We start from the raw sequence: 20,503 nt of genomic DNA, 5'->3' as shown, positions 1-20,503 counted from the left end.
CAACCCTGACACGCTAGTGCGCAACTGTCTCTTTGGCTTCTTTCACGCGCGCGGCCAGGTGGTCCAGCGCCTCCTGCACCTGGTCGACCAGGATCAGGCAGAGGTCACCAGGTGACAGGCGCGCGAGCGCGGTGTCGATGGCCAGGAACTCACCACGGATCTCGTCGATTTTCTTGGTACGTTGCGCCTTGTGGGCGCCTTCCAGGCCCTGGCGCAGCAGGCCCATGACTTCACCGTCAGCGCGGCCGCGCTGGGCGGCGTCCTGGTAGAGGATGACGTCGTCAAACGCGCCGCCCAGGATGATGGTCTGGTCGCGGATGTCGCTGTCGCGGCGATCGCCTGCGCCGCTGATCACGACACTGCGACGCTGCCTTGGCGTGGCCGGCATGGCGTCGACCGCGGCCACCAGGGCGCGCATGGCGTCGGGGTTGTGGCCGTAGTCGGCGATCACCGTGGCGCCTTTGTAGTCCATCACGTTGAAACGGCCGGGCGCGTTGTGCGCGTCGTTCACAAAGCTGGAAAGCCCACGCTTGATGGTGTCCCAGTTGATGCCGGCGCCCCAGGCGGCCGCGACGGCGGCCATGACGTTCTCGACCTGGAAACTGATGGTGCCGCCCCGTGTGACGGGAACGCCTTGCAGCGCGATGCGTTCGACCCAGGCGCCTTCAGCGGCTACCAGCGTGGCGCCGTCGACGTACACGGTGCGCTTGCCTTGTGCGCGGTGCGTGGCCATCAGCGGGTGGTGCCGGTCGGCGGCGAAAAAGATCACCTTGCCGGGGCAGGTGGCCGCCATGTCGGCGACGATGGGGTCGGCGGCATTGAGCACCGCGTAGCCGGTGGTCGAGACGTTCTGCACGATCACGCGCTTGAGCACGGCCAGGTCTTCCACCGTGGTGATGTAGTTCAGGCCCAGGTGGTCGCCGCTGCCGATGTTGGTGACAACGGCGACTTCGCAGCGGTCAAAACCCAGGCCTTCGCGCAGCACGCCGCCACGGGCGATTTCGAACACGGCCGCGTCGACGTCAGGGTGCATCAACACGTTGCGCGCACTCTTGGGGCCGCTGCAGTCGCCGCTGTCGGTTTGCCGGCCGTTGATGTAGACGCCGTCGGTATTCGTCATGCCGGTGCGCAGACCGTCGGCGGCCAGCAGGTGGGCAATCAGGCGTGTGGTGGTGGTCTTGCCGTTGGTGCCGGTGACGGCAATCACCGGCACGCGGCCGTTGTCACCGGGGGAAAAAAGTTCGTCGATCATGGCGACGCCCACGGCGCGGCCCTTGCCGTAGGAGGGCGACAGGTGCATGCGCAGGCCCGGCGCGGCATTGACTTCCACGACGCCGCCGTTTTGCGATTCGAGCGGGCGCAGCATGCTTTCGCACACCACGTCGACGCCGCAGATGTGCAGGCCGACCATTTGTGCGGCCGCCACGGCGCGGGCGGCTACTGCGGGGTGTACGTCATCGGTCACATCGGTGGCGGTGCCGCCGGTGCTGAGGTTGGCGTTGTTGCGCAGGATGACGCGCCGGCCCTTGGCGGGAATGGATTCGGGCGTGAGCTCCTGGGCTTCCAGGCGGGCCACGGCGATGTCGTCGAAGCGGATCTTGGTGAGCGAGGTGGAATGGCCTTCGCCGCGTTTGGGGTCCTGGTTGACGATGTCGACCAGCTCACGCACGGTGTGCAGGCTGTCGCCCACGACCTGCGGCGGCTCACGGCGCGAGGCGGCCACCAATTTGTTGCCCACCACCAGTAGCCGGAAGTCGCTGCCGGGAAGGAATTTTTCGACCATGACTTCGCCGTATTCGGCGGCTGCCTTCCAGGCGGTGTCGAGGTGTTCACGCGTGGTGATGTTGACGGTGACGCCCTTGCCCTGGTTGCCGTCCAGCGGTTTCACGACTACCGGCAAACCCACTTCCAGGGCCGCGGCCCAGGCATCGTCCGTATCGGTGACCGGGCGGCCCAGCGGCACGGGCACGCCGGCCGCGCGCAGCAGTTTTTTGGTGAGGTCCTTGTCTTGCGCGATGGATTCGGCCACGGCGCTGGTGGCGTCGATTTCCGCGGCCTGGATGCGCCGCTGTTTGGAGCCCCAGCCGAATTGCACCATGCTGCCTTTGGTGAGGCGCCGGTAGGGAATGCCGCGTGCCACGGCGGCGTCGACAATCGCGCCGGTGCTGGGACCGAGGCGTTCGTCTTCGTCGAGCGCGCGCAGTTGGGCAATCGCGGCGTCCAGGTCAAACGCGGTGTCGCGCAGGGCGGCGTGAATCAATGCTTGCGCCAGCTCAAACGCCAGCCGGCCGACGGTTTCTTCGCTGTACTCGACCACGACCTGGTAGGTGCCGGCTTCAACAGTAGAGGCGGTATGGCTGAAGGTGAGGGGGCAACCGGCAGCCGTCTGCAGCGCCAGCGCGGCGGCTTCAAGCACATGGGCCAGTGAGACGGGGCCTGCGTGGCCGGTCTGCCGGAAGGCGCCCATCTCGGGGAACAGCGAGCGCACGCGCGGCTCAAAGCCTGGCAGACCCGTGATATTGCACTCCACCGCAGTGCAGGCAACGATGGCTTCGAGCGCTGTGTGGCGGCTCCAGAGGTTGGGCCCGCGCAGGGCCCGGATACGGGACACTTCCATTACTCGGCACTCCCGGCGGTTTTAGGGGTGGTTTCAAAGGCTTCCATGCCGGCGCCTATCAAATTGAGGGGGATGCCCAGCGCCCAGGCGGCGCCCACGGCGGCCAGCAGTCCACCCTCGGACAGCCCGCGGCGTTCGCGCCAGGCGGCAAGCTTGCCGAGGCCCGGCAAAAAAGCCTCGCTGGCGCCGGTGGCCAGCACGACCTGGTCCTGGCGCAGGTAGAGCGCGCGGCCGCCTTTGGCGCAATGCGCCGCAATGGCCGGGGTCTTGGGGTCGGTGCTGTAGAAAATGACTTCGCCGTCGCAAAGCTCCTGCATTTCGGCGATGCGGTGATCTGCGGCATTGAGCACGGCGGCGCCGCCGGGCAGCACCACATCGACCTGCGAGCGCATCACCTTGTACATCTGGTCGGCTTCGGTGATGTCGAATTCGGCCAGGCCTTCGGCGCCGCCCAGGTCCGTGACGACACCCACCTGGCATTTGTCATAGGGCAGGCCGGTGCGCAGGATGGTGTCGGCGCCGTTTTCAAACACCGCTGCCTGCACGGCGCGGTTGATCAGCAGGCGCTGGCCGGCTTCCCAGTTGGCGCAGTTGGATGCGTCCACACAGCGCTGGTCCAGGAACAACCCACCCTGGCAGGCCAGGCCGGTGTGCCGACCCGACAGGTGCAGCAGCCAGGCCACCAGACGCGCCACGCGCTGGTTGTCGCTGGAGCCGGCAATGCCGACGATGGGAATGCGGCCGTCAGGGCTGTCGGAGTCGGTGGCGGGGAAAAGGTGGTCGCAGATGGCACGGCCCACCGGGCGCGGCGCGCCTTCGGCCGGTTTGAGGTGCATGAGGAGGCCTGGGCCGGCGTTCACCTCAACGATGGCGCCGCCTTGCTCGTGCAACGGGCGCGAGATGTCTTGCGCCACCACATCGACCCCGGCGATGTCCAGGCCCACCACGCGGGCGGCCAGCGACACGATGTGATCAACGTCAGGATGAACCTGGTCGGTGCAGTCGATGGCCACATTGCCGTTGCGCTGGATCAGCACCTCGCGGCCAACGGCCGGTATGGCTTCGGGGCTCAGGCCCTGGCGCTGCAGATCAAGAATGATGGCGCCGTCGCTGGCGGTGTTGATGCGGCCCAGCGGGAAGTCTTCACCGACGCCGCGGCGCGGGTCGGTGTTGAGCTGTGCGTCTACCAACTGTGAGACGGTGGAGGTGCCGTCGCCGGTGACCCAGGCGGCTTCGCCGCGCGCGGCGGCGACCACACGGCCGCCGACCACCAGCAGGCGGTGTTCATTGCCGCGTACAAAGCGCTCGACCATGACTTCGCTGCCATGCCGGGCCGCAACCTCGAACGCACCTTCGACTTCGGCCTTTGTTTTAAGGTCCAGCGACACGCCACGGCCGTGGTTGCCGTCGGACGGCTTGACGACCACCGGCAGGCCGATGTCTTCGGCCGCTTCCCAGGCTTCTTCCGCTGTGGCGACGATCTGGCCTTCAGGCACCGGCACGCCGCAGGTGGCCAGCAGGCTTTTGGTCAGGTCCTTGTCATGGGCGATGCCTTCGGCGATGGCGCTGGTGAGGTCGGTTTCGGCCGTCCAGATGCGGCGCTGGCTGGCGCCGTAACCCAGTTGCACCAGGTTGCCGTCGTTCAGCCGGATATGCGGGATGCGGCGGTCGGTGGCGGCGGCCACGATGGAGGCCGTGCTGGGGCCGAGGTAGCAGTCGTCCACCTTGGTCCGGATTTTCTCGACGGCGGACTGCACGCCGGCCTGGCCGTAGTCTGTGCCGTTGATGGCGGCCATCAGCAGTCGGTGGCCTTCAGCCAGCGCGGTGCGGGCGACCTGCTCGTCGCGGGCACGGAACACCATGCGGTAAACGCCGCGCTGGGAGGTGCTGCGCGTCTGGCCGAAGCCGGTCGGCATGTCGGAAAGGTTCAGCAGCTCGATGACCACATGCTCCAGCACATGGCCGGACCAGGTGCCTTCCAGCAGGCGCTGGATGAAGCCGCCGCGCTCGCCCACGCCGCAGTGGTGTTCGACGAGGGCCGGCAACAGGGCGACCAGGCGGTCATTGAAGCCCGGCAACAGGTTGGAGGGGAAGTCTTCGAGGCTGCCGAGGTCCAGCCAGACTTCCAGCACGGGCCGATAGGTCCAGATGTTGGGACCGCGCAGGTAATTGATGCGCAGCAGCTTGATGTCGTCCTGTGGGCTCATTTTTCGCAAAATTGTCGGCAGGGTTGGGCCTTGCCACCCCGGGGAGCAAGGCTCGGCCCTGGCCGATGGATTTCAGTGTGAGGCCGGTCAAGGTCTCGGTGGGTCCCTGTGTCTCGTTATGTTGTTGTTTTTGTCGCGGCGATGGCCGCCAGGGGTCGATTTTGATGGTTCCGTCATTTTCAGGGGGTTGATATGGTCAAACCGGTCGCTTCAGGCCGCATTCGGCGAAAATCCCTGTTTCGGGCCTATTCGCGCAACTACGAAGAACCTGCGAATACCCTGCCGCGCCAGATGCGGGACGCCAAGATTTTCCACAACACAATGCAACACAACCACCCGGCAGACGACTCCAGCCCTACCGACCCTGTTCTGGCAGGGCTTCGCTCACAACTTGCAACCCAAGAGAACGTTTTGTGCACGCTGGTGGTTGACCTGGATAACCAACTTCATTTCGCCCGGGGCCTGCTGGCCCTGACGGACCGCCGGCTGCTGGCCTGCAACCCTGAAGGCGTATGGGCCAGCTGGCCCACGGCGGACGCCGACGGCACCGTATTGCAGGGGCTTTCACTGCGCCATTTCGACCATGCCGGCGTGGGCACGCTGGAGCTGCATGAAGCGGGCCGGCGGCTGGCCAGCTGGCGGTTTACCCTGGGTGCCAATGTGCAGGCCCTGCGCCTGGTGCGCCTGTTTGCCCAGCAGCAGGCCCCGGCAGCGGACGATGCCGCGGCGCTGGCCGAGGACACGGCCCTGTGCCCCGAGTGCGACCTGCCGCTGCCGCCCGACAGCGAGGAATGCCCGGCCTGCGCGCGCGAGCTGCACACGCCGCCTTCCACCTGGGTGCTGCTGCGCCTGTGGCGGTTTGCCGATCCGTACCGCTACCAGCTGCTGGCCGGATTTTTGCTGACTTTGGCTTCCACCGCCGCCACGCTGGTGCCGCCCTACCTCACGATTCCGTTGATGGACGACATCCTGATCCCGTTCCAGAACGGCCAGAAGATCGAGCCCTGGAAGGTGGGATTGCTGCTGGGTGGCCTGCTGGGCGCGGCCGTGCTGGGCTGGGCGCTGAACTGGGCGCGCACCTATTTGCTGGCACTGGTGTCCGAGCGCATCGGCGCCGACCTGCGCACAGCCACCTTCGACCACCTGCTGGAGCTCTCGCTGGACTACTTTGGCGGCAAGCGCACCGGTGACCTGATGTCCCGCATCGGCTCGGAAACCGACCGCATCTGCGTGTTTTTGTCGCTGCATGCGCTGGATTTCGCCACCGATGTGCTGATGATCGTGATGACCGCGGTGATCCTCATTTCCATCAACCCCTGGCTGGCTGTGGTGACCCTGCTGCCGCTGCCGTTTATCGGCTGGATGATCCATGTGGTGCGCGACAAGCTGCGCACCGGATTTGAAAAAATCGACCGCGTCTGGTCGGACGTGACCAATGTGCTGGCCGATACGATTCCTGGCATTCGCGTGGTCAAGGCCTTTGCCCAGGAAAAGCGCGAAGCCCAGCGTTTTCGTGAGGTCAACCAGCACAACCTGGCAGTCAATGACAAGCTCAACAAGACCTGGTCACTGTTCACGCCCACCGTCTCATTGCTCACAGAAGTCGGCCTGCTGGTGGTCTGGGCTTTCGGCATCTGGCTGGTGTCGCGCCAGCAGATCACCGTCGGCGTACTGACGGCCTTCATTGCCTACATCGGCCGCTTTTACGGCCGGCTTGATTCGATGAGCCGCATCGTTTCCGTCACGCAAAAGGCCGCCGCCGGCGCCAAGCGCATTTTCGACATCCTCGATCACGTCTCCAACGTGCCCGAAACGGCCAACCCGGTGAAGATTGGTGCGCTCGAAGGCCGCATCGACATGAAGAACCTCGGGTTCCGTTACGGCAACCGCTCGGTCATTCGCGGGCTCGATCTGCAGATCCGCCCCGGCGAAATGATCGGACTGGTGGGCCACAGCGGTTCAGGCAAAAGCACGCTGGTCAACCTGATCTGCCGGTTTTACGACGTGAGCGACGGCTCCATCAGCGTGGACGGCACCGACATCCGCCGCTTCGGTGTGGCCGACTACCGCCGCAACATCGGCCTCGTGCTGCAGGAGCCGTTTCTTTTCTTCGGCACGATTGCCGAAAATATCGCCTACGGCAAGCCGGGCGCCACGCGCGCTGAAATCGTCGCGGCCGCGCGTGCCGCCCATGCGCATGAATTCATTTTGCGGCTGGCGCAGGGCTATGACTCGCTGGTGGGTGAGCGCGGACAGGGGCTGTCGGGTGGTGAGCGCCAGCGCATCTCGATTGCGCGGGCCTTGCTGATCAACCCGCGCATCCTGATCCTCGACGAAGCGACCTCATCGGTGGACACCGAAACGGAAAAAGAAATCCAGCGTGCCCTCGACAACCTGGTGCAGGGCCGCACCACGATTGCCATTGCCCACCGCCTTTCAACACTGCGCAAGGCCGACCGCCTGGTGGTGATGGACCGCGGCCAGGTGGTTGAAGTGGGCCCGCACGACGAACTGATGGCGCAGCAGGGAGCCTACTGGCGCCTGTACGAGGCCCAGGCGCGCCAGGTCGACAGCGAAGAGGGCGGCGAGGAAGCAGCGCAAAGCCTTATCGCAGTGGCCACCTCGCAGCTGGCCCACACCGCGCAGCACACCGGCAATCGGTGAGCCAAGGATTGCACATGACAACTTCTTCTCATTTCTCTTCTCCTTCCTTTTCCCTGGAACGCACGGCGTCGGGCCGGCTGGTGTTCGTCGATGCCGGTGGCCTGCAGCATGTGGGCGTGGTGCCGGTACGGGCCTTTCCCCTGGCTGCCCCCGATGAAGGCATTTCACTGATTAACGCCGAAGGGCACGAGGTGGCCTGGGTGGAAGACCTGCAGGCCTTGCCGGCGCAAGCGCGTACCGTGCTGGAGGAAGAACTGGCCCTGCGCGATTTCGCCCCTGAAATCACACGGCTCAAAAGCGTTTCGACCTTTGCCACCCCCAGCGTGTGGACGGTAGAGACCGACAGGGGAGAAACGTCTTTTGTGCTCAAGGGTGAGGAAGACATTCGCCGCCTGGGGCGCACGGGTTTGCTGATTGCCGGCAGCCAGGGGGTGCAGTACAGCGTGAAGGATATGACGGCGCTGGACCGGGGGTCGCGGCGGTTGTTGGAACGGTTTCTTTAGGCCGGGTCTTGCCCCAGCTACGTGCTCTTAGCTGATGGTTGCTGGCCGGGGGTTGCCCGGCATGCAACTCACTTTCTTTTGCTTCGCCAAAAGAAAGTAAGCAAAGAAAAGGCGACCCTGGTTCCTGCGTCCCTTCGCTGCGCTACGGGCAACCTGCGGTGCTCGGTCCAGCCGGGGTCAAAAACAACTCGCTTCGCTCAAACAAGTTTTTTGCCCTGATCCGTCTGGCCCTGCGCTCCTCGGCGCATCCACAAGGGGTGGGGGGCGGAATACCGAACAGCCGAACTCCCAACAGCCAAAGGCAGAACCCCGAATACCAGAAGAAACAAGGACACGCCATGGCGTGTCCTTGTTGGTATTGGTTTCCTGGTATTTCGGTATTCGGTCCCCGCTCCCGATTGGCCCTTCTGTCTGCGCCGAGGAGCGCAGGTTCAGGCGGATCAGGGATCGCGATTGTCTGAGCGAAGTGCAACGTAGCGAGTTCGAGCGAGACCCCGCCTGAACCGAGCACCGCAGGTTGCCCGTAGCGCAGCGAAGGGACGCAGACAGCAGGGTCGCCTTTTCTTTTGCTTACTTTTCTTTTGGCGACCCAAAAGAAAAGTGAGTTGCCGCCGGGCAACCCCCGGCCAGCAAGCCTCAGCAAAAAGCGCCACGCCGGAGCAAGACCCGGCTGAATACCTCAGTCCCCCTGCGACCCCCGATGCGCCCACCCGGTAGTGTGCTTCTCAACATAGCTAAACAATTCATACATCGCCATAGCCATCGCCCCAATCACCACCAGCCCGGCAAAAGCCAACGCCAGCCGTTGTTGCGACCCGGCACTTTGCATGAGGTAGCCAATGCCTGAATCACCCGCCGTCATTTCAGCCAGCACGGTGCCGACAAAAGCCAGCGTGATCGCGACCTTGAGCGAGGCGAAGAAGTAGGGCATGGAACGCGGCAGGCCGACCTTGACCAGCACGTCCCAGCGTTTGGCGCCCAGCACGCGCAGCACGTCTTCGAGCTCGGGTTCCAGCGTGGCCAGGCCCGTGGCCATGTTCACGGTGATGGGGAAAAACGAAATCAGAAAAGCCGTGAGGATGCCGGGGCCCACGCCGATGCCGAACCAGACGATGAGGATGGGAACAATCGCGGCCTTGGGCACTGCGTTGAATGCCACCAACAGCGGATAGACCGCGGCATAGGCCAGCCGTGACGAGCCCACCAGAAAGCCCAGCAATACGCCGACCACGATGGACAGACCGAAACCCACCATCGTGACCCAGAAGGTTTTCCAGGCGGCCTCGGCGATCGGGCCGGCAAATTCAGCCATGGCCTGGGCAATGGCCAGCGGCGCGGGAAAGATGAACTCCGCTATTGAAAACCCGGCGCACACCGCCTGCCACAGTGCCACCACGGCTGCCAGTAACGCCCATGGCGCCCAGCGTTCGAGCTGTTTGTTGTTCATGTTCATACGGCGGCTCCGCCGCGCACCGCGCCGATGTGGCCGCGCAGCTCATGCACGATGTCGCTGAACTCGCGGGTGTAGGTCACTTCCAGGTCGCGCGGACGCGGCAGTTCAATCTCGCGCCGCACGACAAAGCGTCCCGGGCTTTTACTCATCACATAGACGGAGTCGGCCAAAAAGACCGACTCGCGCAAATCATGCGTGACCAGGATCACGTTGAAGCGCTGCTCGGTCCAGAGGTCGCGCAGGATGCACCAGAGCTCTTCGCGCGTGAAGGCGTCGAGCGCGCCGAAGGGCTCGTCGAGCAGCAGCATTTTTGGCTCATGAATCAGCGCGCGGCAAATGCTGGCACGCTGTTGCATGCCGCCTGACAGCTGCCACGGAAATTTGTCCTCATAACCCGCCAGGCCAACCTTCTGCAGCAGCTTGCGCGCCCGCTCTTCGAACTCCTTGCGCCTGGCCTTGAACTGGCTGCGGTAAGGCTCGACGATTTCGAGCGGCAGCAACACGTTGCCGACGGTGGTGCGCCAGGGCAGCAGCGATGGCGCCTGGAAGGCCATACCGGAAATCTTCAAGGGCCCCGTCACGGGCCGTCCGTCAATCAGGATGCTCCCGGCCGACGGCATCTTCAGGCCGGTGGCCAGCTTCATGAAAGTGGACTTGCCGCAACCCGACGGCCCGACGATGGCGATGAACTCGCCCTGCCGCACCTGCAGGTCTATGGCCTCAACGGAGAATTGCTTGCGCGCAAGCAATTCGTCGTTGTAGGCAAGCCAGACGTCGCGGAAGTCAACAAAAGGGCTGTCAGCGGTGGCGAGGGGCATGTTTTAGGTATGAAAACGGCTGTTAGCTCAATAGGGACGTGCGCAAGCAGCTATGAAAAGTGTAGCAATCCGGGCGGGCATGGTGCCAGGCACGGGGCCTGAAGCCAGGACTTATTTCTTCGGCAGCACATTCAGCTCGGCTGCCGTGGGCAGGAAGGAGCCGTTCCACACCGCGTCGGGGTTGACACGGGTCTTGGTGCCGAAAGCGTCCGACACCTGGGAGGCCATCAGCGAGAGGCGCGGCGCCTTGACCTGGCCGAAGCCTTCGGCGCGTGCGTCGGGGCTGTTGACGACGGTGTCGATGGCCAGGCGCAGGCGGCGTACTTCCAGCGGGACATTGATGATGCCGTCGCGCGCTTTCACGAATTCGATGGCGGCGGCCGGGTCGGCCACCACGTCTTTCACACCCTTGGTAAAGGCTTGCAGGAACGCCTTGATGGCGGCCGGGTTTTCCTTGATGAGCTTGGGCGAGACGATCACCACGTTGCCGTAGTGCTTCACGCCGAAGTCGGCATAGGGCAGCACCACCACGTCTTCTGCCTTCACGCCGCGCGCTTCCAGGTTGAGCAGCGAGGTAAAGGTAAAGCCGGTGATGGCGTCCACGTCGCCGCGGGCCAGCATGGTTTCGCGCAGCGGCGGGTCCATGGCTGTCCACTGGAAGCCGGTGATGTTGTTTGCCTTGGCAAAAATCGGGAAGGCGCGGCGGCCGGCATCAAACACCGGCGCGCCCATTTTTTTGCCGTTCAGGTCGGCAGGCGTCTTGATGCCTGACTTCTTGAGGGCCATGACGGAGGCCGGGGTGTTGTTGTAGACCATCATCACGCCTACCGGCTTGTTGGGTGCGTCCGGGTTGTTGGCGTGAAACTCCATCACGGAGGCCATGTCGGCAAAACCCATGTCGTAGGTGCCCGAGGCGACACGGGTCACCGCCCCGCCTGAGCCATTGCCGGCGTCCACCGTCACGTCGAGCTTGTTGGCCTTGAAGTAACCCTTGGCCACCGGCGTGAGGAAGAGGGCGGACGGGCCTTCGAAGCGCCAGTCGAGCTGGAACTTGATCGGCGTGTTTTGCGCATGGGCGTTCAGGGCCGCCAGGGCGATCACCGCCCCGGTCATCCTGGCGACAAGGCTGGGAAGGGCAGATGCGGCAGGTGCACGATTTTTCATGGCGGAATTTTCTTGAAGGGGTTGCAAAAAGGGGAGACCGGCAGGCCAGCAATCAGCATAAGAACGCGGTGGCCGTGAAATCGAAGCGAACCTCAAAACGATACAGCAAAAACAATGCCTGCCACGCTGCGGAGTAGAACTTTGGCATTGCCCCGGCAGTTCAGGTGTCTGGTGGGTCTTGCCGCTGGGCGATGCGGATTGGCCTAAGAGCAACACCTGCCGCGTTCAGGCGCTGTCATTGTTCACACACTGGGATTACTCACAGGATGCATTTTGTGATGTTTCGGCATCCGTATTTTTGGGCGGACGGCCTTGCCCGTCTTCCGCATATTGACCGGCCTGGCCGGGAGGATGCCCAGAGGCAGCTATTAAAAGATGGCGGATTGCACGCCGTAGTCCCGGTCATCAACAAGTCTTTGGGCTGGGTTGAAGGCGTTACAGCTGTTTACGTTTGACCCGGACCGCTGCCATTGCTTGAAGCCGGGCCTCGCCGCGCAGGTGCCTTTGCCGGGGTTTACCTGTCAGCCCTGACAGGGCGGGTGCCATGAACAGCCTTTGACTATTTTTGCAGCCGGTCCATAGAGTGTATTTGCGTAGGTGACAAGGATTAAGCCGCGAGGCCGTGCAGTTCCGAAGCCTTGACAAAGCCTTGGGGCAGTAGCCGAAGTCATCCAGCAACGATGTACCGGGTTAGCGGGCTTTCCAAAACAAGGCTTTCATGAAAACACCTTCCTCGCAGCTTCGCCGTCAGATGTTGTCAGTCCTGGGCCTGGGCGCCCTCGCAGGGGGTATGGGTGGGCCGGGTAGCGCCTGGGCCCAGGTTTCAGCTGCTGCCGCTGCTTCTGCGGCTAAAAAACCGGCAGGTGGCTCGAACTGGCGGTTGCTGGTCAATGAAGCGGTGGGGGGTGACACCAACTCATTTTTGCTGACCAACCGTTATCGCCCTGCCGCCGACTTCATCAGCACCCAGCTCAAGGGGCGGCCCATCGTCGTGGAGCCCATGGTTGATATCAAGCGCTTCATGGCGGTGGCCCAAGGCGCCAGCAAGCCGGAGTTTGTCTTCGGAAAATCCGTCAACCAGCTGGCCAAGCTGGTGCGCGACAACGGCTACCAGCCGGTGGTGCGGCGCGCCGACCCCTACAAGGCGGCCTTCATCGTGGCCAAGGATTCGCCCATTAAAACCCTGGCGGATGCGGCTGATGCAAAAGTCATCATGCCCGACGAGTCTGCCGCCACCAGTGCGGTGGCCCTGGCGGAACTGCGGCGGCAAAAACTTGGGCAGGTCCGCGTGACACACGTTCGCTTCCAGGAAGAAGTCGCGCAGTTTGTGAAGTCCGGAATGGGCCAGATCGGCGTGGTCAATCCCACCATTGCCAAAAAGTGGGTGGAAGAGGGCGGGCGCGTGGTGGCTGAAACCCAGCCGGTGGTGAACTGGTCGGTGCTTGCCAGTCCCAGCCTGGCCGCGGACATGGTGCAGCAGCTGCGCGACGCGCTGCTGGCCACCAATTCAGAAAGCGCAGCAGTGATGGCTTCGATGGGCGTGAAGGCATGGGCCAGAGCTGAACGGAAGGACTACCTGGATTTGTTGGACTACACGAGGGAGTAAAAAATGGGTACGTTGATTCAAGCACGTCTGTTTTCACTTTCGCCATGGCGGGCCGGACTGCTGGCCGCCATATTGGCATTTTCCTGCGGCGTACAAGCCCAGGAAAAAAGGGCGATACCGCCCAACATCGCGCAGGCTGCGGCCGAAATTGCCGCAGAGCTCGCCAGCAGTTGCCCGCTGGCGCCGGCCGGTGACGTCAACGCTTACACCCAGTGCCGGCAAACACTGTTCGGGCCGAGCCAGCTGCGTGCACACGTGGCGCCCATCGTGCTATGGGGCCGGCAAAACAAAAAAGACAACGCCACGCTGCGCCAGACCAACCTGACCCAGTTCGCCCCTGACGCCTGGACCGGCATGTATGCGCCGCTCTTCATGTTCAACGGCCGGCATACCGTGGAGTGGGTGGCCGACGAGAAGATGTTCCTGGTGCGGCTTGAGGCGGCCTTTCGCAACCGCCTGCCGCCGGGCCAGTTTCCTTATCCGTTCTGGCACGACGAGGCCAAATGGGCGATGTACGAAAACGCCCGCAGCATGATGCTATGGATCAGCCCCGAAACAGGCGTCATCAAGGTGGCGCAGTTCACCGACGTGGCACCCACGCCGCTGTTGCAACCTGTGCAGACGGTGCAGCATGAAAAATACCAGGGCCCATGGCTCTGGACCGACGACAAAGGCCACACGCAACCGGCGGTGACGCTGTTCGACGGGTTGTACCGGCCGGAAAACCCGTATCTGGGTAACGTCGACAAGCGCTACCGTGACCTGGCGCTGCAGATGCGCGAGTCGCAATGTGTGAACTGCCATGTACCCAACAACCCCGACAAGATGAGCCGCCTGGTGCTGCTGTCGACGCCCGCGCATGCCGCGGCAGAGGTGGACCGGTTGATCAAGGCCGTGCGCGAGGACCGTATGCCGATGGACGAGTTCAGGTTGAGCTACGCGCTCTCGGAAGACAACAAGAAATGGCTGCTTGAGAGTGCACTGGCATTCAAGGCAACCTTGACAGCTGCCAGGCAATGGGAAGACGAGGCAGCGAAGAAGACCGTGCAATCTGCAATTAACCCTTTGAAGGTGATCAAATGAATACTCCGTTGCTGTCACAAGTTACCGGTCGCCGCGCGGTTCTTCGCGGTGTGGTGGGCACCGCGGTTGCCGTGGCCTGGCAGGGCTTTCCCATGGTCAGCTGGAGCCAGCAGGCGGCGGGCCAGCTGGCGGGTGTTGATCGCTGGAGGCTGCTGATCAATGAGGCGGTTACGGCAGACCTCAGTATTTCGATGCTGGCCCTGCGCTACCGGGGGCTGGCCGACTACCTGGGAGGGCAGATCCGCAACAAGCAGGTGGTGGTTGATCCCGTCATCGACATCCAGAACTTCGTGCGCCAGGCATCGTCAGAGCAAAAGCCCCTCATGGTGTTCGGAAAATCCGTCAACCAGCTGTCCAAGCTGGTTCGCGATGGAGGTTATCAACCCCTGGTGCGCAGGCCCGAGCCCTACCAGGCTGCCTTTATCGTGAAGAACAGCTCGCCCATCAACAACATCGGGCAACTGAGCGGCAAGAAGATCCTGATGCCCGACGAATCGTCCGCCACGGTGGCGGTCGCGCGTGCCGAGATGCGCCGCCTGAATGTGCGCGAACCCTATATTTCCTACACACGCTATCAGGATTCCGTGTCGGCACAGGTGGCGGCAGGCCTTGCCGAAGTGGGTGCGGTGAATCCGACCATCGCCAGGAAATGGCAAGAGGGCGGAGGCCGTGTCATTGGTGAAACCCAGCCGGTGGTGAACTGGTCGGTGCTGGCCGCCCCCGGCGTGCCGGCGGACATGATCAGCCGCCTGCAGGACTCCCTGCTGGCCATGAACAGCCAGTCGGCCAGCATCATGTCCGAGATCGGCGTCAAGCAGTGGGTCAAGGCCGAGCGCAAGGAATACCTTGCGTTGCTGGACTACACCCACGAGTAAGGGAAACGGCAGGCCTGGGTACTCCTTGCGGAGGCTGCCCAGGCTTGGTGTCCGGAGCCTGATTTGTTTTGGTTATCCGGCTGTAGCCATTGAAGGACGCGCGCAGCCAGCTATCAAATCGGGAGCGTTTTGTGCCGGACAGCTTTGCGCAGGGGCGGCTGTACCAGCTGCGACAGCGCGATACGCAGCCGTTCGTTACCGGGTGAGGTGCCCGGCGCCGATGAGCCCAAGGCGGCTTCGACGCTGCCGATGTGCGCGAGCATGCGTTCGCGGGCCAGGTCCAGCTGGCCTTTTTCGAGCGCGGCGACAATGCCGGCATGCTCCGCGCAGGATTGGCCGGCGTCGTGCTTGGACTGGTAGAGAGACGCCGCCAGCGTAGTGCGCGCGGTCAGGTCGCGCAGCACGTCGCACAGCAGCCGCTGGCCGAGGCATTCAGCCAGGCAGACATGGAAGTCGGCCAGTAAAAAGGCCCGGGTGGCGGCGTCGGCTTCTTCGATGGCCTGCTCCTCCTGGGCGATGTGCTGGCGCAGTTTGCGCAGGACCGACTGCAGCGGACGCCCGGCCTCGCGCAGGATGCCGGTTTCGATGATGCGCCGGGCTGAAAAAGCGTCCCGCGCTTCTTCGACGGAAGGCTCCACCACATACCAGCCCTTGCGGGTGCGCACCTCGACAAAGCCGCGTGCCTGCAACTGCATCAGCGCTTCGCGCACCAGGGTGCGGCTGACACCGAAGAGCTCTGCCAGCTCCTGCTCGCCGAGGCGTTCACCGGGCGCAAGTTTTTGCGCGAGGATGGATTCGACGACTTGCTGGGCGATCTGGACCTGGCTGATGCTCATATGTGCTGGGAAGTGTAGCGACCCCGGGGTGATTCAGCAGGCGGAGCGTTTGAAGAAAATCGACGGCAAGATGATGCGTTTTCTGGAGCGAGACCTCAGGCTTTGGCCGGAACGGCGCTCACTTCGATGTCCATGTCGTCTTCGGCCGGCGGCACATAGCGGCCGTCGAGTACCGCATGAGCCCGCTCGCGGTCGATGTCGCCCTCCCAGGCCGCCACCGCCACGGTGGCCACGCAGTTGCCGATCAGGTTGCCCAGGGCGCGGGCGATGCCCATGAACCAGTCGACTGACAGCACCAGCACCAGGCCGATGGCCGGGATCGCAGGGATCGCCTGCAGCGTGGCGGCCAGCACCACGATGGCCGAGCCGGGCACGCCGTGCGCGCCTTTGGAGGTGACCAGCGAGATCGCCAGGATGGTCAGCAGGTCGGTCATCGAGATCGGCGTGTTGGTGGCCTGGGCGATGAAGACGGCGGCCAGCGTGATGTAGATCGAGAACGCGTCGAGGTTGAAGGAGTAGCCGGTCGGGATGACCAGGCCAACAGTCGAATCGCGGATGCCCATGCGCTTGAGCTTGGCCATGATTTGCGGCAGCACGCTGTCGGACGAAGTGGTGGCAAACACCACCATGAGTTCTTCGCGCAGGTATTTGAGCAGCTTGAAGAGGCTGAAGCCCGAAAAACGCATGATGCCGCCCAGCACGACCGTCACGAAAATGATCACTGCAGCGTAGAACAGCACGACCAGCATGCCCAGCTGCTTGAGCGAGCCGATGCCGTATTTGCCGACGGTGAAGGCGATGGCGCCCAGCACGCCCAGGGGCGCCAGTTTGATGATGATGCCCATGGTCTTGAAGAGTACGTGGGCCAGGTCGTCGATGAGGCCGACCACTTTCTCGCCCTTGCTGCCCAGCATGGCCAGCGCGCAGCCGAACAGCACCGAGAACAGCAACACCTGCAGCACGTCGCCGTTGACGAAGGCGCTGATGGCCGTATTGGGAATCAGCTTCATCAGGAACTCCACCGTACCGCCGCCGGTGAGCTTGCCGGCGTTTTCGGCATAGGCGGCCATAGCCTTGGCGTCCAGCAGTTTCGGGTCGATGTTCATGCCCGCGCCGGGCTGAAACACAAAAGCCAGCACCAGGCCGATCACCAGGGCGATGGTGGTGACCACTTCGAAGTAGATCAGCGCCTTGACGCCGACGCGCCCGACCCGCTTCAAGTCGCCCGCGCCTGCAATGCCGTGAACGACCACGCAAAAGACGATCAGGGGAATCAGCATCTTGATCAGCTTGATGAAGCCGTCGCCCAGGGGCTTGAGCTTGACGGCCGTTTCGGGCCACAAAAAGCCGATGATCACGCCGACAAGGAGGGCCAGGAGCACCTGGCCGAACAGGGAGCGGAAAAACTTGGGCATGTCAGTCTCCGAAAGAGTAGTTATAGGCAGCAGGACGTCGCTGTGTTTTGCACGCAAATCTTGCATACAAGCAATGTAGGCAAGATTTTTGCCTGCTGTCACAGGGTTATCCCGGGGCGATTCATGCTTATTCGGTTAAAGCTGATGCACCCGAAGTGCGAGGTGCGCTGCGAAGGGCCGCAAAAGCAAAACTCCCGCCGTGGCGGGAGTTTTCAGGGGATGGGGGCGGCGTGGTCAGGCCAGCAGGTCCCGCAGGGTCCGCGCAATCACCTTGGTGGCGCGGCGCAGGTCTTCGAGGTCCAGACGTTCGTCGGCCCGCTTGGCATGGGACTCCAGCACGGTGCGCGGCCCGGCGCCGTAAATGACGCCGGGAATGCCGGCCTCGGCGTACAGCCGCACATCGGTGTACAGCGGCGTGCCCATGGCCGGAATGGCCTGGCCAAAGAGCGCCTCGCCATGCTTCTGGATGGCCTCCACCAGGGGCTTGTTGCCCGCCAGCGGCCGCATCGAGTTGGCCAGCAGCAGGCGCTTGATGTCGACTGTGATGCCCTTGCAGCCAGCCGCCGCGTCGCCAATCACTTTGCGGATGTTGGCTTCGACCTCGGCGGGGTTCTCCTCGGGGATCATGCGGCGGTCCAGCTTGAACATCACCTTGCCGGGCACGACGTTGGTGTTGGTGCCGCCTTCGATGCGCCCCACGTTCAGGTAAGGGTGCTGGATGCCTTCGACCTTTGACGTCACCTGCTGGTAGAGCGCGTTCTGTGCATAGAGTGCATTGAGGATGTGCACCGCGCCCTGCAAGGCGTCGATGCCGGTGTCGGGAATGGCGGCATGCGCCATCTTGCCGTGCACCGTGACTTCCATCTGCAGGCAGCCGTTGTGCGCGGTGACGACCTCGTAAGAAAAGCCTGCCGCGATCAACAGGTCAGGCTTGGTAAGGCCTTTCTTGAGCAGCCAGCCCGGGCCCATTTCGCCGCCGAATTCCTCGTCGTAGGTGAAGTGCAACTCAACGCTGCCTTTGAGTGGTGCGTCCAGTGATTCGAGCGCACGCACCGCAAAGGTGAAGCTTGCGAAATCGCATTTGCTGACAGCTGAGGCGCGGCCGTAAATTTTGCCGCCTTCAATCTCGCCGCCATAGGGATCTTTGGTCCAGCCTTCGCCGGGCGGCACCACGTCGCCGTGGGCGTTGAGGGCAATGGTCCTTCCTTTTTCCATTTCTTCGCCCTTGCCGCCATAGTGGCGGCGCACGATCAGGTTGGTGATGGACTCCATGCCGTAGCCGCGCACGTCGGCTTCGGGCACGGGGTGTTTCTCAGCGTCAAAACCGAAGGCCTTGATGAGCTCTGCCGTGCGCTCGGCATGTGGCGCGTTGTTGCCCGGTGGCGTGTCGGTGGGCACGCGGATGAGCTGCTGCAGGAATGCCGTTTCTTCGTCGAAATGGGCATCGATCCAGCTGTCAAGCCGGGCGTAATCTGTAGTGAGGGTCATTGTTGTTCAGGAGAGAGATTAGTGAGCAGATGCGCCAGGGCCTGGATCGCAAGTTCGATGTCGTCGCTGGTGGTGCTTTCCAGCGGGTTGTGGCTGATGCCGGAGTTCTGGCCCCGTACAAAAAGCATGGCCTGCGGCATCACCTTGTGCAGTTTCATCGCGTCATGGCCGGCACCGCTAGGCATGCGGTACAGAGGCACGCCCAGGCCTTGCACAGCGGCTTCCCAGCGCTGTTGCCAGGCAGGTGCGCTGGGTGCAGCGGCGGCGCGCTCGGTCAATTCGGTCGTGAAGTGCATACCGCGGCGCTCGCAAATGCTTTTGAGTTCGGCCAGCACGTCGGCCACCAGCGCGTCGCGCTGCGCATCGATGGGCGCGCGCAGGTCGAGCGAAAAGAGGCAGCGCCCGGGCACCACGTTGATGGAGCCGTTGGGTACCTGCAGCATGCCGACCGTGCCGACGGAATTTCCGTCTTGCGCCGCGCGCCGTTCCACATACAGCAGCAGTTCGGCCGCGGCCGCTGCGGCGTCGCGGCGGCGGGTCATGGGCGTGGTGCCGGCGTGGCTGGCCATGCCGGTTATCTCGCACAGGTAGCGCACGTTGCCGTTGATGGAGGTGACGATGCCCAGCGGCAGGTCAAGCTCGTTGAGGACCGGGCCCTGCTCGATGTGCACCTCGATAAAGCCGAGGTAGTTGTCCGCGTCACGTTTGATCTTCGTGATGTCTTCGGGCTTGAGGCCCGCGTTGTGCATGGCCTCGCGCATGGTGATGCCGTCAGCGTCTTTTTGCTCCAGCCACTCGGGCTTGAAGTCGCCAATCAGCGCGCCCGAACCCAAAAAGGTGGCTTTGTAGCGCTGGCCTTCTTCTTCGGCAAAGCCGACCACCTCAAAATTAAAGGGCAGGCGCTTGCCCTGGCGGTGCAGCTCGCGCACGCAGGCCATGGGCACAAAAATCCCGAGCCGGCCGTCATATTTGCCGCCGTTGCGCACGGTGTCGTAGTGGCTGCCGGTCAGCAGGGTCTTGGCGTTGGGGGTGGCGGCGTTGTAGATACCCACCACGTTGCCGACCGCGTCGATCTTCACCTCGTCAAAGCCGCAGTCCCGCATGGTGTGGCTGATGAAAGCCGCGCAGGCACGGTGCGCATCAGTGAGGTAGGTCACCGTGAGCTGGCCTTTTTCAAGATAGCCCGGATCGCTGTACTGCGAAAGGGTTTCCTGCCAGTCCCACACGTCGTTGCCCAGCGCGGGCGTGGCGGAGAACTTGTCGTTGAGCCGCAGTTCCACCACGCGGTGGATGTTGCGCAGGTTTTCCTGCAGCTCAAAGTCAGGGTGGTTTTGCAGGCGCCGCGCGAAGGTCTCGATGATCTGCTGCTTGCTCAAACCGTCACCGCGCGGGCCGCGCACCGCCAGGATGAAAGGAAAGCCGAACTTTGCGTTGTAGTCGGCATTGAGTTTTTGCAGGGTGGCGAACTCTTCGGGCGTGCAGTCCGTGAGGCCGGCCTTGCCTTGCTCGTTGGCCGATTCCCCCGTCAGGCTTTTACTGACCATGGCTTTGCCGGCCAGTTCGGGGTGGGCCTGGATGAGCTTGACCTGCGCGTCCTTGCCGGCCTCGCGCAGTACTTGCGCCATGGTGTGCTTCAGGTGGGCGAGTGACTGGAAAGGGCGGGCGTCCAGCGCCTTTTCGGCAATCCAGGGGGAATGCTCATAGAGGCCGTCGAGCAGTTGCAGCGCTTCTGCGCGCGGTACGGCATTGACTTGTTCCAGCGTGATGGCCATGT

Annotated in this window: 14 protein-coding genes; 5 read left to right on the top strand and 9 right to left on the bottom strand. The window is 63.4% G+C overall.

Annotated features, from left to right (window positions below; all coding sequences use genetic code 11):
- Positions 1-13: 13 nt before the first annotated feature.
- Positions 14-2,617 carry a cyanophycin synthetase gene (cphA, locus tag AC1DZE_RS01825; RefSeq protein ID WP_477671963.1) on the bottom strand — a complete coding sequence of 868 codons (2,604 nt, stop codon included), beginning with the start codon at positions 2,615-2,617 and terminating at the stop codon, positions 14-16.
- Positions 2,617-4,824: a cyanophycin synthetase gene (locus tag AC1DZE_RS01820; protein ID WP_477699723.1), complete on the bottom strand. Its 2,208-nt coding sequence runs from the start codon at positions 4,822-4,824 to the stop codon at positions 2,617-2,619. Before AC1DZE_RS01820 ends, cphA begins: the two co-directional genes overlap by 1 nt.
- Before the next feature lie 321 nt (positions 4,825-5,145).
- Here AC1DZE_RS01820 and AC1DZE_RS01815 point away from each other — a divergent pair, with 321 nt between their 5' ends.
- Positions 5,146-7,488 carry a cyanophycin metabolism-associated ABC transporter gene (locus AC1DZE_RS01815; RefSeq protein WP_477699869.1) on the top strand — a complete coding sequence of 781 codons (2,343 nt, stop codon included), beginning with the start codon at positions 5,146-5,148 and terminating at the stop codon, positions 7,486-7,488.
- A 14-nt stretch (positions 7,489-7,502) separates the two neighbouring features.
- Positions 7,503-7,991, top strand: a complete 489-nt coding sequence (locus AC1DZE_RS01810) for a cyanophycin metabolism-associated DUF1854 family protein (protein WP_477672891.1) — start codon at positions 7,503-7,505, stop codon at positions 7,989-7,991.
- A gap of 679 nt (positions 7,992-8,670) precedes the next feature.
- On the opposite strand, the gene AC1DZE_RS01805 is transcribed toward AC1DZE_RS01810, so the two are convergent.
- The 3 genes from AC1DZE_RS01805 to AC1DZE_RS01795 all read right to left on the bottom strand — a co-directional run bounded on the left by AC1DZE_RS01805 (position 8,671) and on the right by AC1DZE_RS01795 (position 11,375).
- The gene (locus AC1DZE_RS01805; RefSeq protein WP_477668909.1) at positions 8,671-9,438 is read right to left on the bottom strand and encodes an ABC transporter permease; all 768 of its coding nucleotides are present in this window, start codon (positions 9,436-9,438) and stop codon (positions 8,671-8,673) included.
- A 2-nt stretch (positions 9,439-9,440) separates the two neighbouring features.
- Entirely contained in the window at positions 9,441-10,262 is an 822-nt protein-coding gene (locus AC1DZE_RS01800; protein ID WP_477672890.1) for an ABC transporter ATP-binding protein, read from the bottom strand.
- Between the two features lie 111 nt (positions 10,263-10,373).
- Positions 10,374-11,375: an ABC transporter substrate-binding protein gene (locus AC1DZE_RS01795; protein ID WP_477668908.1), complete on the bottom strand. Its 1,002-nt coding sequence runs from the start codon at positions 11,373-11,375 to the stop codon at positions 10,374-10,376.
- Positions 11,376-12,144: 769 nt separating this feature from the next.
- Between AC1DZE_RS01795 and AC1DZE_RS01790 the strand changes: the two genes are divergently transcribed.
- Genes AC1DZE_RS01790 through AC1DZE_RS01780 form a run of 3 tightly spaced genes read left to right on the top strand, consistent with a single transcriptional unit; the run spans position 12,145 to position 14,990 of the window.
- A complete protein-coding gene (locus tag AC1DZE_RS01790; RefSeq protein ID WP_477672889.1) occupies positions 12,145-13,032 on the top strand; it encodes a phosphate/phosphite/phosphonate ABC transporter substrate-binding protein in 888 nt (295 codons plus the stop codon).
- 3 nt (positions 13,033-13,035) lie between these two features.
- On the top strand, positions 13,036-14,115 hold the full coding sequence (locus AC1DZE_RS01785) for a hypothetical protein (protein WP_477699722.1): 1,080 nt from the start codon (positions 13,036-13,038) through the stop codon (positions 14,113-14,115).
- Entirely contained in the window at positions 14,112-14,990 is an 879-nt protein-coding gene (locus AC1DZE_RS01780) for a phosphate/phosphite/phosphonate ABC transporter substrate-binding protein (RefSeq protein ID WP_477668157.1), read from the top strand. Before AC1DZE_RS01785 ends, AC1DZE_RS01780 begins: the two co-directional genes overlap by 4 nt.
- A gap of 113 nt (positions 14,991-15,103) precedes the next feature.
- Here the strand turns inward: AC1DZE_RS01780 and AC1DZE_RS01775 are convergent, their stop codons facing one another.
- The 4 genes from AC1DZE_RS01775 to uraD all read right to left on the bottom strand — a co-directional run bounded on the left by AC1DZE_RS01775 (position 15,104) and on the right by uraD (position 20,501).
- Positions 15,104-15,826: a GntR family transcriptional regulator gene (locus tag AC1DZE_RS01775; protein WP_477668156.1), complete on the bottom strand. Its 723-nt coding sequence runs from the start codon at positions 15,824-15,826 to the stop codon at positions 15,104-15,106.
- Positions 15,827-15,921: 95 nt separating this feature from the next.
- Entirely contained in the window at positions 15,922-17,241 is a 1,320-nt protein-coding gene (locus AC1DZE_RS01770) for a C4-dicarboxylate transporter DctA (RefSeq protein WP_477674189.1), read from the bottom strand.
- A 234-nt stretch (positions 17,242-17,475) separates the two neighbouring features.
- On the bottom strand, positions 17,476-18,729 hold the full coding sequence (locus AC1DZE_RS01765; RefSeq protein WP_477668154.1) for a M20 family metallopeptidase: 1,254 nt from the start codon (positions 18,727-18,729) through the stop codon (positions 17,476-17,478).
- On the bottom strand, positions 18,726-20,501 hold the full coding sequence (gene uraD, locus AC1DZE_RS01760; RefSeq protein WP_477672928.1) for a 2-oxo-4-hydroxy-4-carboxy-5-ureidoimidazoline decarboxylase: 1,776 nt from the start codon (positions 20,499-20,501) through the stop codon (positions 18,726-18,728). The genes AC1DZE_RS01765 and uraD overlap by 4 nt, the downstream gene beginning before the upstream one ends.
- Positions 20,502-20,503 lie beyond the last annotated feature (2 nt).

The sequence above is a fragment of the Polaromonas sp. P1_F1 genome, assembly GCF_056405795.1.
Note: the sequence above shows the minus strand (reverse complement) of the source record. Positions and strands in the feature narration are given on the sequence as shown.

Bases quoted from the DNA above. Each gene is read 5' to 3' on its own strand.
- AC1DZE_RS01800 (WP_477672890.1), bottom strand. From the start codon at position 10,262: ATGCCCCTCGCCACCGCTGACAGCCCTTTTGTTGACTTCCGCGACGTC.
- AC1DZE_RS01815 (WP_477699869.1), top strand. From the start codon at position 5,146: ATGCAACACAACCACCCGGCAGACGACTCCAGCCCTACCGACCCTGTT.
- AC1DZE_RS01810 (WP_477672891.1), top strand. From the start codon at position 7,503: ATGACAACTTCTTCTCATTTCTCTTCTCCTTCCTTTTCCCTGGAACGC.
- uraD (WP_477672928.1), bottom strand. From the start codon at position 20,501: ATGGCCATCACGCTGGAACAAGTCAATGCCGTACCGCGCGCAGAAGCG.
- AC1DZE_RS01775 (WP_477668156.1), bottom strand. From the start codon at position 15,826: ATGAGCATCAGCCAGGTCCAGATCGCCCAGCAAGTCGTCGAATCCATC.
- AC1DZE_RS01820 (WP_477699723.1), bottom strand. From the start codon at position 4,824: ATGAGCCCACAGGACGACATCAAGCTGCTGCGCATCAATTACCTGCGC.
- AC1DZE_RS01795 (WP_477668908.1), bottom strand. From the start codon at position 11,375: ATGACCGGGGCGGTGATCGCCCTGGCGGCCCTGAACGCCCATGCGCAA.
- AC1DZE_RS01785 (WP_477699722.1), top strand. From the start codon at position 13,036: ATGGGTACGTTGATTCAAGCACGTCTGTTTTCACTTTCGCCATGGCGG.
- AC1DZE_RS01780 (WP_477668157.1), top strand. From the start codon at position 14,112: ATGAATACTCCGTTGCTGTCACAAGTTACCGGTCGCCGCGCGGTTCTT.
- AC1DZE_RS01790 (WP_477672889.1), top strand. From the start codon at position 12,145: ATGAAAACACCTTCCTCGCAGCTTCGCCGTCAGATGTTGTCAGTCCTG.
- AC1DZE_RS01805 (WP_477668909.1), bottom strand. From the start codon at position 9,438: ATGAACAACAAACAGCTCGAACGCTGGGCGCCATGGGCGTTACTGGCA.
- AC1DZE_RS01765 (WP_477668154.1), bottom strand. From the start codon at position 18,729: ATGACCCTCACTACAGATTACGCCCGGCTTGACAGCTGGATCGATGCC.
- cphA (WP_477671963.1), bottom strand. From the start codon at position 2,617: ATGGAAGTGTCCCGTATCCGGGCCCTGCGCGGGCCCAACCTCTGGAGC.
- AC1DZE_RS01770 (WP_477674189.1), bottom strand. From the start codon at position 17,241: ATGCCCAAGTTTTTCCGCTCCCTGTTCGGCCAGGTGCTCCTGGCCCTC.